The sequence below is a fragment of the Parapedobacter luteus genome (assembly GCF_900168055.1).
In the GTDB taxonomy this organism is placed as follows: Bacteria; Bacteroidota; Bacteroidia; order Sphingobacteriales; family Sphingobacteriaceae; genus Parapedobacter; species Parapedobacter luteus.
In genome coordinates this window covers 47079-63582 of the sequence record NZ_FUYS01000011.1, presented here as the reverse complement: position 1 = coordinate 63582, position 16504 = coordinate 47079, and the positions used below count along the sequence as shown (strand labels likewise).

19 protein-coding genes are annotated in these 16504 nt (G+C 48.0%); 14 read left to right on the top strand and 5 right to left on the bottom strand.

Going from position 1 to position 16504, the window contains the following annotated elements; translation table 11 throughout:
- Positions 1-68: 68 nt before the first annotated feature.
- The gene (locus tag B5X72_RS17385; protein ID WP_079718199.1) at positions 69-1223 is read left to right on the top strand and encodes a baeRF3 domain-containing protein; all 1155 of its coding nucleotides are present in this window, start codon (positions 69-71) and stop codon (positions 1221-1223) included.
- Here the strand turns inward: B5X72_RS17385 and B5X72_RS17380 are convergent.
- Positions 1220-1468 carry a DUF7218 family protein gene (locus B5X72_RS17380; RefSeq protein ID WP_079718198.1) on the bottom strand — a complete coding sequence of 83 codons (249 nt, stop codon included), beginning with the start codon at positions 1466-1468 and terminating at the stop codon, positions 1220-1222. The genes B5X72_RS17385 and B5X72_RS17380 overlap by 4 nt on opposite strands.
- Before the next feature lie 86 nt (positions 1469-1554).
- On the opposite strand from B5X72_RS17380, the gene B5X72_RS17375 reads away from it, so the two are divergent.
- From B5X72_RS17375 to B5X72_RS17340, 8 genes are all read left to right on the top strand, one after another.
- Positions 1555-2772: a phospholipase D-like domain-containing protein gene (locus B5X72_RS17375; protein WP_079718197.1), complete on the top strand. Its 1218-nt coding sequence runs from the start codon at positions 1555-1557 to the stop codon at positions 2770-2772.
- A 161-nt stretch (positions 2773-2933) separates the two neighbouring features.
- Positions 2934-3362: a DUF2267 domain-containing protein gene (locus B5X72_RS17370; protein ID WP_079718196.1), complete on the top strand. Its 429-nt coding sequence runs from the start codon at positions 2934-2936 to the stop codon at positions 3360-3362.
- Between the two features lie 20 nt (positions 3363-3382).
- Entirely contained in the window at positions 3383-3619 is a 237-nt protein-coding gene (locus B5X72_RS17365) for a hypothetical protein (protein ID WP_079718195.1), read from the top strand.
- A gap of 110 nt (positions 3620-3729) precedes the next feature.
- The gene (locus B5X72_RS17360; protein WP_079718194.1) at positions 3730-4191 is read left to right on the top strand and encodes a PA2169 family four-helix-bundle protein; all 462 of its coding nucleotides are present in this window, start codon (positions 3730-3732) and stop codon (positions 4189-4191) included.
- 30 nt (positions 4192-4221) lie between these two features.
- Complete coding sequence (locus B5X72_RS17355) at positions 4222-4707, top strand: ferritin family protein (protein ID WP_079718193.1); 486 nt, start codon at positions 4222-4224, stop codon at positions 4705-4707.
- A 24-nt stretch (positions 4708-4731) separates the two neighbouring features.
- Positions 4732-5199 (top strand): ferritin family protein, encoded by a 468-nt coding sequence (locus B5X72_RS17350; protein WP_079718192.1) that lies wholly within the window; start codon positions 4732-4734, stop codon positions 5197-5199.
- A gap of 193 nt (positions 5200-5392) precedes the next feature.
- Entirely contained in the window at positions 5393-7369 is a 1977-nt protein-coding gene (locus B5X72_RS17345) for a PAS domain-containing sensor histidine kinase (RefSeq protein ID WP_079718191.1), read from the top strand.
- A gap of 47 nt (positions 7370-7416) precedes the next feature.
- Positions 7417-7776 (top strand): response regulator, encoded by a 360-nt coding sequence (locus tag B5X72_RS17340; RefSeq protein WP_079718190.1) that lies wholly within the window; start codon positions 7417-7419, stop codon positions 7774-7776.
- A 105-nt stretch (positions 7777-7881) separates the two neighbouring features.
- Here the strand turns inward: B5X72_RS17340 and B5X72_RS17335 are convergent, their stop codons facing one another.
- Positions 7882-8397: a YciE/YciF ferroxidase family protein gene (locus B5X72_RS17335; protein WP_079718189.1), complete on the bottom strand. Its 516-nt coding sequence runs from the start codon at positions 8395-8397 to the stop codon at positions 7882-7884.
- 304 nt (positions 8398-8701) lie between these two features.
- On the opposite strand from B5X72_RS17335, the gene B5X72_RS17330 reads away from it, so the two are divergent.
- Entirely contained in the window at positions 8702-9427 is a 726-nt protein-coding gene (locus B5X72_RS17330) for an FRG domain-containing protein (protein ID WP_079718188.1), read from the top strand.
- Between the two features lies 1 nt (position 9428).
- On the opposite strand, the gene B5X72_RS17325 is transcribed toward B5X72_RS17330, so the two are convergent.
- From B5X72_RS17325 to B5X72_RS17315, 3 genes are read right to left on the bottom strand one after another with little or no spacing between them, the layout of a single operon-like run.
- Positions 9429-10151, bottom strand: coding sequence for a DUF72 domain-containing protein (locus tag B5X72_RS17325; RefSeq protein ID WP_079718187.1), 723 nt, complete (start codon positions 10149-10151; stop codon positions 9429-9431).
- Between the two features lie 18 nt (positions 10152-10169).
- Entirely contained in the window at positions 10170-10418 is a 249-nt protein-coding gene (locus B5X72_RS17320) for a hypothetical protein (RefSeq protein ID WP_139378762.1), read from the bottom strand.
- 34 nt (positions 10419-10452) lie between these two features.
- Positions 10453-11100, bottom strand: coding sequence for a LuxR C-terminal-related transcriptional regulator (locus tag B5X72_RS17315; protein ID WP_079718185.1), 648 nt, complete (start codon positions 11098-11100; stop codon positions 10453-10455).
- Positions 11101-11533: 433 nt separating this feature from the next.
- Between B5X72_RS17315 and B5X72_RS17310 the strand changes: the two genes are divergently transcribed.
- From B5X72_RS17310 to rfaE2, 4 genes are read left to right on the top strand one after another with little or no spacing between them, the layout of a single operon-like run.
- Complete coding sequence (locus tag B5X72_RS17310; RefSeq protein ID WP_079718256.1) at positions 11534-12517, top strand: glycosyltransferase family 4 protein; 984 nt, start codon at positions 11534-11536, stop codon at positions 12515-12517.
- 11 nt (positions 12518-12528) lie between these two features.
- Entirely contained in the window at positions 12529-14475 is a 1947-nt protein-coding gene (locus B5X72_RS17305) for a glycosyltransferase (protein WP_079718184.1), read from the top strand.
- Complete coding sequence (locus B5X72_RS17300; protein WP_079718255.1) at positions 14444-15025, top strand: D-glycero-alpha-D-manno-heptose-1,7-bisphosphate 7-phosphatase; 582 nt, start codon at positions 14444-14446, stop codon at positions 15023-15025. The genes B5X72_RS17305 and B5X72_RS17300 overlap by 32 nt, the downstream gene beginning before the upstream one ends.
- Positions 15012-16499: a D-glycero-beta-D-manno-heptose 1-phosphate adenylyltransferase gene (gene rfaE2 / locus B5X72_RS17295; RefSeq protein ID WP_079718183.1), complete on the top strand. Its 1488-nt coding sequence runs from the start codon at positions 15012-15014 to the stop codon at positions 16497-16499. The genes B5X72_RS17300 and rfaE2 overlap by 14 nt, the downstream gene beginning before the upstream one ends.
- Positions 16500-16504: the final 5 nt, after the last annotated feature.

The window sequence follows — 16504 nt, the reverse complement described above, 5'->3', positions numbered from 1 at the left end:
GCTGTTTACCGTATGAGAGTAGTCATCATCGACTGCCTATTGTTTGTTGAACGCTTAAAGAAAGAATTATGGCAACACTAACTGAAAAGCAACTCGATACACTGCTGGGGCATCATGAACCCCCTGTTTTTTCCCTGTATATGCCTACCCATCGCACACATCCTGACAATGCGCAGGACCCTGATGTGTTTAAGAAACTGGTACAACAATTTGAGCCGGTCAGGGCAGAATACGTACGGGATAAGGCTATCCAAAACATATTTTCCGAGTTTGAAGCATTGGCCGGAGATTACCAGTTTTGGCAACATACGAGAGAAGGGTTGGCCGTATTTGCTACGCGTGAGTCGTTTGATGTGTATCGATTGCGGAAAAAAGTCCAACCATTGGCTGTCGTGGCAGATAGCGCCCATACAAAGCCGTTGTTGAAATACTTGCAAAGCAATGATCGCTATCATGTGCTGGTACTTACCACCAATACAGCGCAGCTATTCGAAGGAGACCGATATCAACTGGATGAGATCGATTTATCGGAGGAAAGTATACCCGAATCCATGATTGATGCACTGGATCACGAATTGCGTGATCTGCACGCCACGCTGGCTGCTTATCGTACGGCTACCGGAAAAAAGTGGGATACGGCGCAAAACCATGGGCTAAAAAAAACAGATTTGGATAACGATATTGAGCAGTTTTTTCGGGCGGTTGACCGGGCAGTTATGGCTAAATATTCAATTCCTACGCGACTTCCACTTATATTGGCGTCACTTCCCGAGCATCAGCACATTTTCAGACGAATAAGCCGAAATAAACAGTTATTGGAAGAAGGGATAAAGACGAATGCAGCTGCATTATCTGAAAAGGAGCTTCGGGAAGCCGCTTGGCAAGTGTTTGCGCCTCACTACGACAAACGCCTGGAGGATATCATTGGTGCATACAGGCAGGCAACCACCAAGCGGTTAGGGGCCGATCAGCTCGATGAAATCGTAAAGGATGCGTTTGATGGCAAGGTCGCAGCCGTGTTGCTCGAAGAGGATCGCGTCATCAGGGGACGCATTGTCGATCGCAATAATGTGCTTTATCATACGGATGAGACGGATCATCCGGTTGATGACGTGTTGGACGATCTGGCCGAACTCGTCTTGCGCTTCGGCGGGGAAGTATGGGTTGTCCCCAAAAGTAAAATGCCTTCGGAAACTGGTGCGGCGTCCATCAATCGGTTTTAGTGATTTCTTATCCGGTCGATAAGGTCTTTCTTGTTGAGCTTAGAATAGCCCGTGATACCGATTTTTTTTGCCTCCTGTATCAATTCGCCCTTTGTCCGCTCGTCTAGTTTTCCAGCTTTACCGCCCTTTTTGCTGGCATCTGGTGTGTTGGCAATGCGGGCGGCTTTTTCTTTACTCATTCCCTTTTCTTTCAAGGCTTCATACTTTTCGTCGTCCTTGATTTGTTTTCCGTGATCTTTAGCCATGGCCGTGAAGTTTTTTATAACATGTTTTACAAAGTCCAAACCAAATTTGGTGCGAAAACAACCGTCCGCCCCATTTGTTAGGTAGCATGAACGCAGATAACCCTAAAATGCCAGACAACACGACGCGCAACTACCAAGACTATCTTCCCAATCATCAAGTGAGGCTGCTTACCGGTGGTAAAACCTTTTTTTCCTTGTTGGTCCAACTCATCGAACACGCACAGGAAAGCATTCACTTGCAGGTGTACATTTATGAGGCGGATGAAACGGGGCAGTTGGTCGCTGACGCCTTAATTGCCGCGGCAAAGCGGGGAGTGGCGGTCTATCTATTGGTTGATGGCTACGGATCACAGGCGCTGAAAAAGACCTTTATTTCCCAGTTTGTTGAAAATGGGATACATTTCCGTGTTTTTGAGCCGCTGTTCAGAAGTAAGCGTTTTTATATTGGCCGCAGGATGCACCAGAAAGTGCTCGTTGTGGACGCTCGTTATGCGGTGGTTACGGGGACCAACATTGGCGACCGGTACAATGATAAGCCGGGGAAACCGGCTTGGCTGGACTTCGCCCTGTGCGTGCAGGGAGAGGTCGCAGTGAGGTTGTGTGAATTGTGCTGGGCGATGTGGAAAAACTTGCAGCGCATGAAAAGCGTACCAGAGCGTTGCAGACCTGCCGATACCGAGATAGCTTTTGGTTCCGAGCACGTAGGTGCTGTCCGTATACGCCGCAACGACTGGGTGCGCCGCAAATACGATATCACCCGCACCTATAAAGCGATCTTCCGCAAAGCCAAAAAGAAGGTAATTCTGCTGTCCAGTTATTTTTTGCCGGGAGCTACGGTCAGGCGGGATATCACTATGGCTGTAAAGCGTGGCGTGACGATACAATTAATTGTTTGCAGCCGCATGGATGTCCCCTTGGTAAAAGACGCTGAGCGTTCCATGTACGAATGGCTCTTGCAACACGGTGTAGAAATATACGAATATACGGGCAATATGCTGCATGGCAAACTTGCTACCTGCGATGACGAATGGTTGACTATTGGGTCGTTTAATGTGAATGATCTGAGTGCCCGTGTAAGTGTAGAATTGAATTTGGATGTACAGGGAAAATCGTTCGTGCGGCAGACAATCGGGGAGCTGGAGTACATTATGCAAAACCATTGCACACGGGTCAATCCTAGTGATTTTGCGGCTAAGACGACGTTGCTAAGTCGGCTAATCCGCTGGTTTTCATTTAAAATATTACGCCTTATTTTCTTTTTGGGAACCTTCTATATGAAACAGGAAACCTATCCACGAAGTTAATACCAGCTGAATTGTATACAAAAAACAACATCATGTACACAAAAGCGTATTGAGCATCCCCTTTGCCCTACTTGTGGCTTCGCTGATTGGTAAGTCTGTTTTTCTTAGTCCGGTTGGAATGGTTATCGTATTATCAGTCCGTATAAAGGAGGAATGTAGTCATGGAAAATCATTTTGAACAGTATGCCCACGAGGGAAATCTTTTCTTAAAAAAAGTAGCCGAACAGTTAGGAACCCCGGATGACCGGCAGCATGCTTTCCGCGTGGTACAGGCGGTATTTCAAGCATTACGTGACCGGATAACGGTAGAAGAATCAATGCATTTGATATCTGAGCTGCCTATGGTGCTGAAAGCCATATACGTCAATGGCTGGAATATCAGCAAGGAACGACGTGATTCATCGACGATGGATGATTTCTTACAGGAAATCACCGCAAATAGCCCTACACCAGGTCGTGATTTCGGTAGCAATCCGAAGGACGGCGCTGCCGCGGTATTCCGTGTTATAAAGGACTATGTATCGCCAGGAGAATACGAACACGTCAAAGGGCAATTAACACCTGAAATTGCAGAATTGTTGGAAGCTTAGCTATACAGGGGGATACGATTATGAGGCGAATTAAGGTTAAAGAACCCATCACCGGCGAGCAGCTTAGTTTGCTCGCCCAACCCGAGGATTATAATGGCGAGCAAGGGTGGCGAATCATCACGCCGGATAAAGACTCGTTTGTCATCCTTGAAAAGGAGGGGGCCTGGCAAGTGGTCGACGATGAAATCCATCCGGATATCATATCAGCTATCGGTAACGCCCTGCGGCCCTACGCACGGTACAACTCACTAAGTTAACGATTATCCGAAATTTTTCAAACAAATTTTGGTCATCAATTGTCAACCCCATAGAAAAGGCCTATAGCGGCCATAAAAGTTTGGCTTAAGAAAAGAAAGGAGCGTAAAAAATGGAAGATTTGAAAAAAACGGCAGAAGTACTTAATGATCTAATTAAAATAAACAATGATCGGATAGCCGGCTACGAAAAGGCTATCGCAGAATTGCCAGTTGCCGATGTGGATCTTAAGGCGTTGTTTAGCAGTCTCATCGAGCAAAGCGAACGGCTCAAAACCGAGCTGCAGCAGCATATCAGTGCGTGGGAAAATCGGGTGGATGACCAAACTACCGCATCCGGCAAAATTTACCGTGCATGGATGGATGTCAAACAGGTGTTTGCCGTAGATGACCGGTTGGCCGTGTTGGAAAGCTGTGAGTACGGCGAGGATGCAGCGCAAAAGGCTTATCGGCAGGCAGAAGAGGAAGAAGGAATATCCACTGCAGCAAAGGCGCTAATCTCCAGCCAGAAAACGCAGTTGCTGGCGTCGCATGATCAAATCAAGCAATTGAGAGACCGGGAGAAGGTCGAGTGATATTGCATAAAATAAATAATCAACACGTACATGGAAAACCTAAAAACAACAGTGGAATGCCTCCGGGATTTGGTGGCATTCCATAGCGAACGAATCAATGGTTATGAAGCCCTGCTTAATAGACTTACACCAGACGAACAACATTTGACGACTCTTTTTGAGGCCTTTATTAAGCAAAGTATCAACATGCGGCAGGAGTTGCTCGACATCGGTGCCAATTGGGGATTACCTGAGACGCAGCTTGTGGTCGGCGGTAGATTCGGTCTGGCATGGTCAGTGGTGAAAGCGGTTTTTTCCAGCAAAATGCCGAGTTATTCATTAGATAAGTGTAAGTCTGGAGAGAATGCATTGCTCATAGCGTACCATAGCGTTGAAGGCACAGACGGGTTGCAACCTGCTTTAAGGTTAGTCATCAATAGGCAAAAACGAGAGGTCATCGCCGCGCGCGATTGGATCGCACATTTTGGAAGGCTTCAAGGACAACCTGTGGAACAGCCGCTGGCCGCTGTTTCCTGAATATAAAACGTATGCCGCTGCGATATGGATCAGCTAACAAAAACACTGGAAGTGCTCAATGATCTGATAGAAGTGAATGGGCAGCGCATTTGGAGTTACCAAGCGGTACTCGAAGGGCCAGCAGACAGGGCGGACGATGAGTTGAATAGGGTTTTTGAGCAGATTATCGCGCAGGGGCAACGTTTGCAGGAAGATCTGGAGCTGGAATTCGTGGCGCTGGCACATGACCTTCCGGCAAAAGGTAAACCGTCGGGGACGATCCTCAGGGCTTGGAATGTTGTCAAAGCCACGTTCGCCAAGAACGGCAATTCGTTGTCCATTTATGAATTTTTCAATACAGGCGAGCGAGCATTGCTCAAAGCTTACCAATACGCAGAACGACAAGAGGGGCTATTCCCCACGGCGAGAAAACTAATTGTCAGCCAAAAAGCGGAGTTATCGACATTTTACCGCCAGTATAAACAGTTGTATAAAGGCCATCAGTTTGCTTAGCAACAACTAATCGAGACCTTTTCCTATCGCTTTCCAGAAACTCAAAGCCACCGACACCGGTGGCCATCCTGATTTGATGCATAATTAATCGGCTAAAATATTGAGATGTGTCAAAACAATTGTATTTTTGTTGATAACGCAAGGTAAGTCCAAAATACTGGCGGACTATTCATTGTGTAAACTACCTGTCTGGATGAAAAAAGTGTATAGCGAAGTTGATAATGTTGTGTTCAGGGATTTGTTTTTTGCCTCCCCAATAGCAAGTTATATCTGTAATGTCGAAGGATTTGTAACAGTGGTTAACGATGCGGCGATAGCGCTTTGGGGGCGCGAACCTGAGATTGGTAAAGAGAAATGGTCGGGGGCGTTTGCGATCTCATCTGTTGACGGACGCCCGATGCCCTTAGAAAAATCTCCCATGGCCCGGGCAGTGATTGGGCAGGAGGGAGTATCCGGTGAAGAGATAGTCATCCAGCGTTCAGACGGCACACAACGGATTGTGCTGGTTTTCCCGAAGCCTATCCATACTGCGGCGGGGGCGTGTATCGGTGTATGTACCACCTTAGTGGATATTACGCATTACAAGCAATATGAGGAAAGGCAGGCCGCCCTCTCCGAAATTGTACAGTCATCTGACGATGCCATTATCAGCAAAAAACTTGATGGCACAATCCTCAGCTGGAATGCAGGAGCGGAACGTATTTTTGGCTACAGTGAGCATGAGATTATCGGTAAATCGATTTACACGCTTATCCCAACCTATCTCCGTAGCGAAGAAGAAACCATTATACGGGAGATCCGCGAGGGGCGGAAGGTAGACCATTACCAAACCATCCGGGTGACCAAATCGGGCAAAGAAATCCCCATCTCGCTCACCATATCCCCGATGCGTAACAAGCAAGGTCAAATTATCGGAGCATCAAAAATAGCAAGAGATATTTCTGATAAAATCCAACGGGAACAGACCATTCAGTTCCACGCGCAAAAACTGGAAACGCTTCACGCTATCGGCAAGGTGATTTCCGAAAAGCTCGACACGCATTCCATCATCCAGACGGTGATCGACTCGACGACACACCTCGCTTCCGCAGATGTGGGGCTTTGCTTTTACCGGATTTCGGACGACCAGGGGCATACAAGCTTGTCAGTAGCCGTGGCTGCACATGGAAATAACAACGAATATTACAACCTCCACTTAGACGAAGGGATTATTCACGCCATATTTGCAGGCGAAGATGTTGTAAAGTTTGATGATGTGTGTGAGGCGGCACATGTGCTGTCTCTTTTTGACACAAAAGAAGGGGCCAAGGCTCCCCGTATACGGCATTGCTTAGCCATCCCTATCCGATCTGGCGACAAACTACTGATTGGGGCCATGTTTTTCGGTTATGCACAATCCGACGTGTTTAAGACCGCAGACGAAGACATGATGCGGAGCATCGCTTTGTTGGTTGCCGTGACACTGGACAACGCCCGTTTGTTGGAAGAAGTAAATGCACTGAATCTTAAAAAGAATGAGTTTATCGCATTGGCAAGCCATGAACTCAAAACGCCACTGACGACGATTAAAGGGTACCTCCAAATTCTTGAAAGGTCCGAAATCGACCAAGTTGGACGTCGCTTTCTCACGAAAGCGCTGAAGCAACTGGAACGTATAAATGCGCTTATCGCCGAACTACTGGATATCTCTAAAATCGAGGCGGGCAAATTAAGTTTTCATTTTGAGCGTTTCGATATGAGCGAGATGGTTCTTGATGTAGTCGAAACCTTCCATTTCAGCAGCCAAACACATACAATCTTTGTCAATAATGTCCGTGGAGACTATACGGTAGTCGCTGATCGGCAGCGCATGGAACAGGTGATCATCAACCTCATCACCAATGCCATAAAATACTCTCCTGATGCAAACAACGTCTATGTGACGCTCGAATCGTCTGTACATGAAGTGAGTGTACAGGTCAAGGATGAAGGGATGGGGATGAGCCGGGATCAACAGGAAAAGGTGTTTACCCGTTTTTACCAAGTAGAGGGCACCTCCAAGATGACTGGCCTTGGACTTGGGTTATATTTAAGTAAAGAAATTATTGAGCGCCACGGCGGCCATATCGGCGTAAACAGCGAATTGGGGAAAGGATCAACCTTTTATTTTTCCATACCCAGAGGTCAATAAATTCGATTAACTTGTAATTAATAGCCAATTTTTCTAACTTGCGAGGCATGAAAAAAGCAGTCCATGTCTTAGAGGACGATATCGATATTGGCGAGCTTATCGTATTCTTATTGACGGAACAAGGATACGATGTTGCCGTGTTTAGCAACATCGCATCGTTTAAACAGCATGCAGGGCAGCAGTCGCCGGATTTGCTGATCATTGACGTCATGCTGCCAGATGGTAATGGCTTGGATATTTGCGAAGCATGGAAAACCGATGAGGCAACCAGCCAGATACCTATTTTACTGATGTCTGCATATGATGATTACCGGCACGATCACCGAGCCGAAAAGGCCAATGGATTCATCAGTAAACCATTTGATATCAAGACCTTTCTTGGAGAAGTGAAGCTGCGGTTAGGCTAAGAAAAAGAAAAGAGCCCCGCTTTGCGAATATGGTGTTTCTTGTGTGTTAGCCATGGGGATGACGCAAAGGGGGCAGGGAACATGTGTTTTTTTGCTATCGGCGCATCACTGCGTCACATTTGCTTCTTCCATGGCAATTTCCGTGAGCTTTGCATCGGTGTCTTTCTCTTCTTCCAACGTTTGGTTAAGCAGATCGGCAGCCTCTTGGTGGTCCATTAGATTGGCATAAGTGACCAAGCATCCATAACTGGCAATTTCATAATGCTCTGCTTTCTGGGCAGCCGCAATCAGTGCAGCATCCAGCACTTGGGCGTCCTCGAAGTTTTCGATAATTTCTTCAGCTTCTTCCAATAGGCTTTCCATAGCCTTGCATTTTTTTGCTCTTGGTGAAAGGTTTATTGAAGCGAAAACTTTTTTTAGCCGTTCAATATGCTGTTCCGTCTGGGCGTAGTGCTCTTCGAACGCAGTTTTCAAGCCTTCGCTATTTGCTTTTCCGGACATGGTCTTTAACCCTTTAAGCAAAAGCTTCTCGGCACTTAATACATCTCTCAGTTCGTCTACAAATAATTCGTGCAGATGCGCGTTGGGCATGTTCGAATTGTTTTTTGCTTTGTTTGCCATGATGTTTAATTCATTTGGTTCGACTAATGCAGTTCATTTTTTATGCCGATATCGAGGGCATCGTTGCTGCTGGGGTCATTGATGCCATCGATGGCCGTTTTTTTTCCGTTCAGTGCTTTAGCCGTCCTGCAGCACCAACGGCAAGTGTCCTTTTTCTTGGTATGGATGTCTGTTTCTGCTGACTTTCATTCCCTATTTTAATCCGTCCGAAGCAGCGTACACGAGCACCCTCTCCGGAAAGGCCGACACAAATTGTTTGGCAGTATTTTAGGAAAAGCAGGATACAACGATTCAACAGCGCCAGATGGAAAAAGAGATAACCACGTTGGCAGACTACATGTTATGCATCAAGGCTTTAAAACAGAAACACCTGGAGGCCGGTACGCAGCGTGATTTTTTATACCGGGGGCAAGCGACCGACACGCCGCTTATTCCAAAGATTTTAAGGTTGAAGCCGCGCGAGGGAAGCCTGTTAGCGATGGAGCAGGCTATGCTCGATGAGTTTAAACGTGCCAACCCATTGCTGATAGAGCCGTTTCAGGTAAGAAATGATTGGGATTATCTGACGTTAGGACAACATTATGGCCTTCCTACGCGGTTTCTCGATTGGACCAACAACGCCTTAGCAGCGCTGTGGTTTGCTGCAAGCTCGGCACTTTCTGATCAGACGGCCGGATCACATGCCATCGTCTGGGTCTTCACGGCTGAAGCCGAAGATTTTCTGCCGAACGAGCAAGACCAGCATCCGTTTGACATCAAGGAAAGTAAATTGTTCAGACCGCGTATTATCAAGCAACGCATCAATAATCAATCGGGCGTATTTTCCGTACATTCAACCGAAGCGCTAAAACATCGGTATCGGTTTGAAGAAATTGCAGATTACCGGGCCAAAATGACTAAGATCAAGGTGCCCAAATCAGCCGTAGAAGCCATCGTGGATGACTTGCACAGTTTGGGGGTCGACGCCTTTAGCATTTTTCCGGAATTGGAAGGGCTATGCGCTTATTTACAGTGGAAGTTTTTCAACTAAATCAAGCCGTCATTTCTCGGAGTGTTTTTGCGTTGGCTGGTGCATACGCGTGCTGGTCATTATCGAAGTAAAAAAAGACATCGACACCGGCTTCAAGCCATGTCCTGCATTGGGCCGCCCATGAAGCGAGTTTGTCATCAGTATAAGTTCCCTGATATTTGCCCTCCGGCCCGTGCAGTCTGACATATGCAAAATCAGCTGTTATTTCGAGCGGGGATAAATGCCCGGCAAGTTCATAGATACAGAAAGCACAATTGTGCTCCTTCAAGACTTCATAGACCTGCTGCTGGTACCAGCTCGGATTCCTGAATTCAAAGGTATAGCGTGGCCCTTTGGGCAGTTCCGCCACGAAATTTGTTAGCAAGCGAGTATTTTCTTTCAGGAAAGGGGGCAATTGAAACAGGATAGGCCCCAGCTTCTCGCCTAAATTTAATGCACGCTCAACAAAACCAGCGGTATACGCTTTCACTTCGTGAAATTTTTTAAGGTGCGTAATGTAACGGTTTGCTTTGACAGCAAAAAGGAATCCATCAGGAACGGTTTCTTTCCATTGGCGGAATGTTCGTTCGATAGGTAGCCTATAAAATGAATTATTTACCTCTACCGTATCGAACGACTGGGTATAAAAAGCGAGCTGGTCAGCGTCTTTCAAACCTTCCGGATAAAAGACGGCCTTCCAATGTTTATAATGCCAACCGGAGGTGCCGATATGAATCGTGCCCATAGCCAATTCAACTGGAATTTATTCTTGGTGGTTATAACTGGCTATGGCTTCGCCAAGTTGTTGTACGGCATCCGGTTGCAAATCACCCCAAAGCTGTGTCCATTCGCCCGATGTCTCCTGCCGTAATTGCGCAATGGAAGCCCCTTCATCATAACAGTGGTAGACCGGCACGCCATCGGTGGTTTGCTCGGCTCTTATCGTCAACTGCCTGCCTTCAAACTGTTCGCCTGCCAGGCTGACTTCGAAGATGTCGTCCAATTTTTCCATGATCAACTGCATTTATTTGCCTCAGACAGCCTTATTAGTTCAGCACGCCCTGCTGAAGCGCGATGCGGATGACCGTGCCAATGTCGGGAGCTCCTGTTTTTTGAAGTAGGCTTTCGCGGTATTTCAGGATGGTGCGTTTATTGGTAAATAACTGGTAGGCAATTTCTTGGTTTGAATACCCTTCTAAGATTAGTTTGAGGATTTGCTCCTCCCGGGGAGAAAACTCCACGGTTTGTCCTTTCCTCCCGAAATCTGTCGCCGCCATCGATTCCAGTACCTTGAGGTACAGGGCTGTGCAAATGTATGTATTGCCTGCCAGGATGTGTTTGATGGCAAAGACCAATTCATCCTTGTTCGCTTCATTTACAATGTAGCCGTCCGCCCCGGATTTCATCAAACTCAGGATATCTTCGTCATATTCAATTCCTGATAACACAAGTACTTTGATGTGCGAAGCTATCTTTTTTAATGTAGCTAAATACCGCTGATCTTCTTCAAGAAAAACGTGGTCAACAACCAACAGGTTTGTTGCCGGCCTGGCTGAAAGCGCTGGTATAATATCCTCCCGCTTGGAAACAATTTCCGCAAAAGTAAAATCGGGCTCTTGATCCAAAAGTGCGATAATGCCGTCACGGGCGAGTGTTTGAGGCGAGGCCCAAATGATTTTTGCTGAATTTTCCATAATCTTACCTTCGTTCTTTAAACTTATAAACACGATGTTAATCGTAGAGGTATACGTTTCAACCGTTAGAAAGGTTTTAGTTTTTTTAACATACTTTCCGTTAGCCGACAAAAAGTTTGCTTTTTAGTACATCGAAGAATGGCAGACTAAACTATTCAGCAAAATGATTTTATAATCCCCAATGGGGCCATCCGGGACAAAGGTATATTGTTGCTGGTTGTAAGGTGCACGTTATAAGTGATTTATAGTGGTGTGGTTCGGCGCTCGCCAGAAAAATTAGGTGTGCTCAGGTGCCGTGGTATATAGCTTGAACCGGTTATACTATTGGATATGATTCGCTTTTATCATGTATGCAATACCGTACGGTGTTGGACGGGTGTCACATACAAGTGTTTCTGCATACAAGTGTTTCTATACGATTAACAGCGACAGCATGAACGGCAACAATAGACGACTACGCATTTTTACATGGCATATACACGGAAGCTACTTGTACTACCTGTCACAGGGCAACTACGACCTCTACATTCCAGTAAACAGCGATCGCACACCGGGTTATTACGGACAGGGCACCACCTTTCCATTTGGTCCGAATGTGCATGAAGTAAATGTAGAAGACTTGCAATCGCTTGATTTCGATCTTATCCTGTTTCAAACGGCAAATAATTACCAGAATGACCAGTATGAGGTACTATCTGCACGCCAACGGGCATTGCCGAAAATCTTCCTTCAGCACGATCCGCCATGGGGGCACCCCACCGACACCAAACATATCACCTACGGAAGTGATGTCATGCTGGTTCATGTGACTCATTTCAATAAGTTGATGTGGGATAATGGTCAGCCGGATGCACAGGTCATCGAGCACGGGGTTGTTGATCAAGGGTATACGTACAGCGGCGAACTTAACCGCGGTCTTGTGGTCATCAACAACCTGCCTGATCGTGGGCGTATGCTCGGATTTGATCTTTTCCTTGAAATGCGCAAGTACGTGCCACTCGACCTGGTCGGGATGGGCACCGAGCCATACGGACTGTCTGAAATATTGCACCCCCAATTGCCTGCTTTTGCCGGTCGGTACCGTTTTTTTTTCAACCCCATCCGCTATACCAGCATGGGTTTAGCAGTCTGCGAGGCCATGACATACGGAATGCCCATTGTCGGACTGGCCACCACCGAGATGGTGCGGCATATCCGGGATGGTTACAATGGCTTCCTTGATCTAAATCCAGCGCAGTTGATCGATCGGATGACGTTTCTGCTGGAAAATAAGGAGGTTGCAAAAACCATGGGTGCCAATGCCCGCCGCTACGCGCTGGAGAAATTCAGTATCCAACGGTTTGTACACGAGTGGGAGGCGCTGTTTCTTCGGGCCATAGCGGGGCAAGCAACGGCAAAAACATCATATAGCTACTAGCACATACAATCATGAACAAGACTATTGCATTAATTAGTGAACACGCATCGCCGCTGGCGGCGATCGGCGGTGTCGATAGCGGAGGGCAGAATATTTACGTGGGCGAACTGGCACGGCAATTAGCTACGCTTGGATATTCCATCGATGTTTTTACCCGCAGGGACGATCCCAAGTTGCCCATGGAGGTGCAATGGTTGTCTGATGTCCGTATCATACATATCGAAGCCGGCCCGGCTAAGTCCTTGCCGAAAGAGGAACTGTTTCAATATATGGATAGGTTTACGCAATCCATGGAAGCCTTTATAGCGCGGCAGCCAAAGCAATATGCGCTGGTGCATGCCAATTTCTGGATGTCGGGTTATGTAGCCATGAAACTCAAAGAGCGTCATGCTATTCCCTTTGTGGTCACCTTCCATGCCCTGGGTAAAGTAAGGTTGATGCATCAACGGGAAACCGACAGATTTCCCGAAGAGCGTTGTGAAATAGAAACCCAGATCATGCAGGCCGCAGATGGTATCATCGCTGAGTGCCCACAGGATGAGTCGGATTTGATTCAATTATACCAAGCCGACCCTCAAAAAATAACGATGATTCCCTGCGGTTTCAGTCCGCACGAATTTCATCCCATCGACAAGGCGTACGCAAGAATGCTACTGGACTTGCATCCCACGCGCAAAATCATTCTGCAACTGGGTAGAATGGTGCCACGTAAGGGCATTGATACGGTTATTCAGGCATTAGCGCAGTTGCGCAAAGAAGCGACAGATGCGCAGTTGGTCATTGTGGGGGGCGAATACGAAAAACCGCACCTTCATGCCGACATCGAATACCGGCGGTTGATGGATATGGCTACTTCGCTGGGGATAGCCGACGCCATCATATTTGAAGGACGGAAGAGTAGAGAGCAGCTTAAGTATTTTTATTCTGCGGCCGATGTGTTTGTATCTACCCCTTGGTATGAACCGTTTGGCATCACACCCCTGGAAGCTATGGCGTGTGGCACGCCCGTGATTGGTGCAAAGGTAGGCGGAATCCAATATAGCGTGGCCAATGGCAAAACCGGATTTTTGGTGCGGCCAAAAGACCCGGGAGCACTCGCCCGAAAACTGGAGTTGGTGCTTAAGAATGACGATTTAAGGATATACATGCGACACAATGCGATAAAACGCGTAAACGAATACTTTACGTGGAAAAAGGTAGCACAGCAGATGGACGACGTATACCGCAAGCTGACCAGCCAACGGCTCGAAACCGCGGATGATGAAAGGCAGACCATTGCCCAGGCGTTTCAAGAAGCAGCAGACCTCTTCCGATTGTCTGCCGATGGTCTTACCGATCACGTGTTGCGGGCGGGAAGGGTGCTGGCAAAGACATTTGCCAAGGGAGGCAAGGTGCTCGTCTGCGGCAATGGTGGCAGCGCAGCGGAGAGTCTCCATTTTTCCGCCGAGTTACTTGGACGGTTTGAACTGCCGAACCGAGTGGGGCTGCCGGTTATTTCCTTGATGGCAGATATGGCCATGCTGACGGCCTGGTCCAATGACATCGGTTTCAACGATGTCTTTGCTCGGCAGGTAGAAGCATATGGTCGCCCAGGTGATATCCTGTTGTGCCTAAGCACCAGCGGCAACTCCCCCAATATCCTGGAGGCTATGGATAAAGCCAGGCAATTGGGACTGGTATGCATGACGTTATTGGGCAATGACGGCGGCCGTGCCGCGGCAAAAGGAGATATCAATGTCATCGTGCCTTCCGGCAACACACAACGCATCCAGGAATTGCATCTCCATATCATTCACCTGCTTTGCACGATCGTGGAGCACCGGTTGGTCGATTACGCCGCCTCGCAAGCGGCAACCGGGCACTCTTCATCTTTGGTGCAGGCTATTGATCTGCCTCACCAGCAAAATGGGAAACTTAAACATCATCATGCCAAGCAAAAAAGCGATATTTTTGGATAAGGACGGCACACTGATCCGGGACGTCCCCTATAACGCAGACCCTGCTAAAATCGAACTGTTGGCGGGTGTGGCTGATGGCCTACGGCAACTCGGCACTTTGGGTTATTCGTTTTTCGTAGTAACCAACCAGGCAGGCGTAGCAAAGGGCTATTTCAGGGAGGAGGCACTCCTGGGGGTGGAGAAAAAACTGCAGCAGTTACTCAGCAGCAGCGGCGTGGTATTGTCAGGCTTTTATTATTGCCCACATCATCCGGAAGGCACCGTCAAGTCATACACGCGTATATGCCGCTGCCGCAAGCCCATGCCCGGCATGTTATTGCAGGCGGCGGCAACCTACGGCATCAGCCTCAGCGACTCTTGGATGGTAGGGGATATCCTCGATGACGTGGAAGCAGGTAACCGGGCAGGCTGTAAAACCGTATTGATCGATGGGCTTAGGCGCGAGCGGAAGAATGTGTTGAACGAACACCAGCGGCCTTCATACATCGCTGATAGTTTTACGCAAGCCGCAAACTTAATTATAAAAAGCACCTCACATGGAAAAGTATAATTGGCAATTTACCGCACAGTTTGAGCAAAAGAAGATCGTAGTAATAGGTGATTTTATCATTGATGAATACATCGAAGGGGGCAGTACGCGGTTATCTCCCGAAGCTCCGGTGCCGGTAGTTGATATCCATTCGGATAGATGGGTACTGGGTGGTGCCGCAAATGTCGCCGCCAACCTTCGCGCACTTGGCGCTGAGGTGGTCTTTTGTTCGGTCATCGGCGACGATATGGAGGCCGGTCGGGCATGTGATTTAGCTGTTGAAGCCGGGTTTTCGCCTGATTTTCTCATTCGGGAAACAGGGCGCGCGACGTTGGTCAAAACCCGGATATTGGCCGATGGCCATCCACTGGTACGGCTTGATCGGGGCGACGATACGACGATTTCAGCGGAATCGGCTCAACGGCTGATTCAATATCTACAACAGCATGTTGAGGCCTGTGACGGTGTAATCGTTGCCGACTATAACAAAGGTGTGGTAACCCACGCCGTAATAGACAGCCTCATCCAATTGAAGCGCAAACAGGCAAAATTTATCGCGGTAGATTCAAAACGGCTTTTGCTTTTCAAGGAGTTGGCTCCGACCTTGGTGAAACCTAATTATGAAGAAGCGGTTCACCTGCTTGGACACGAGGCTGGCACCAAAGACAGGAGGGCTTTGCTTGAGCAATGTGGCGACGCCCTCTATCAGAAAACAGGCGCGCAGTGGTCGGTAGTGACGTTGGATAAAGACGGCTCCTTATGGTTTGAAAAGGGCAAATTGATTTTTCATGCCGGAGCAATCCCGGTGGCTGCCCCACATGTATGCGGAGCGGGGGATACGTTTATCAGTACTTGTACCCTGGCCTTACTTTCGGGTGCCGATGCCAGGCGCACGGCGACCATGGCAACTGCCGCAGCCACGGTGGCAATTGAAAAGGATGCAACGTCGCTATGCACGCGTTTGGAGCTCTTAGCCAAGTTGGACAACGAACAGAAGCTGGTTACATCAATGAGGCACCTGGAAGAAATCCGTGCCTATTATAAAAGCATGGGACGCCGTATTGTATTTACAAACGGGTGTTTCGATATCCTGCATAGTGGACATGTCAATTACTTGAAGGAAGCGAAAAAGCTTGGTGACGTACTTGTCGTTGGAGTCAATGATGACGAGAGCATCCGGCGGCTAAAGGGTCCAGAGAGGCCCATCAACGGCCTTGCCGATAGGCTGTCCGTCTTGGCTGGGCTCGGATGTATTGATCATCTGGTGGTCTTCGGCCATCGACAAGATGACACACCTTCGGCACTCATTAAGGTGTTGGCGCCAGATATCTTCGTCAAGGGGGGCGACTACCGGATGGCCGAGTTGCCCGAAGCCAAATTGGTAGCGTCGCTGGGTGGCCGTGTGCAGTTGATTCCGTTGACGGCCAACCGATCGACCACCCAGTTGATACGGCGGATTTATGAACACACGCATGTAAACAGCGCCATTGTATAGTCATT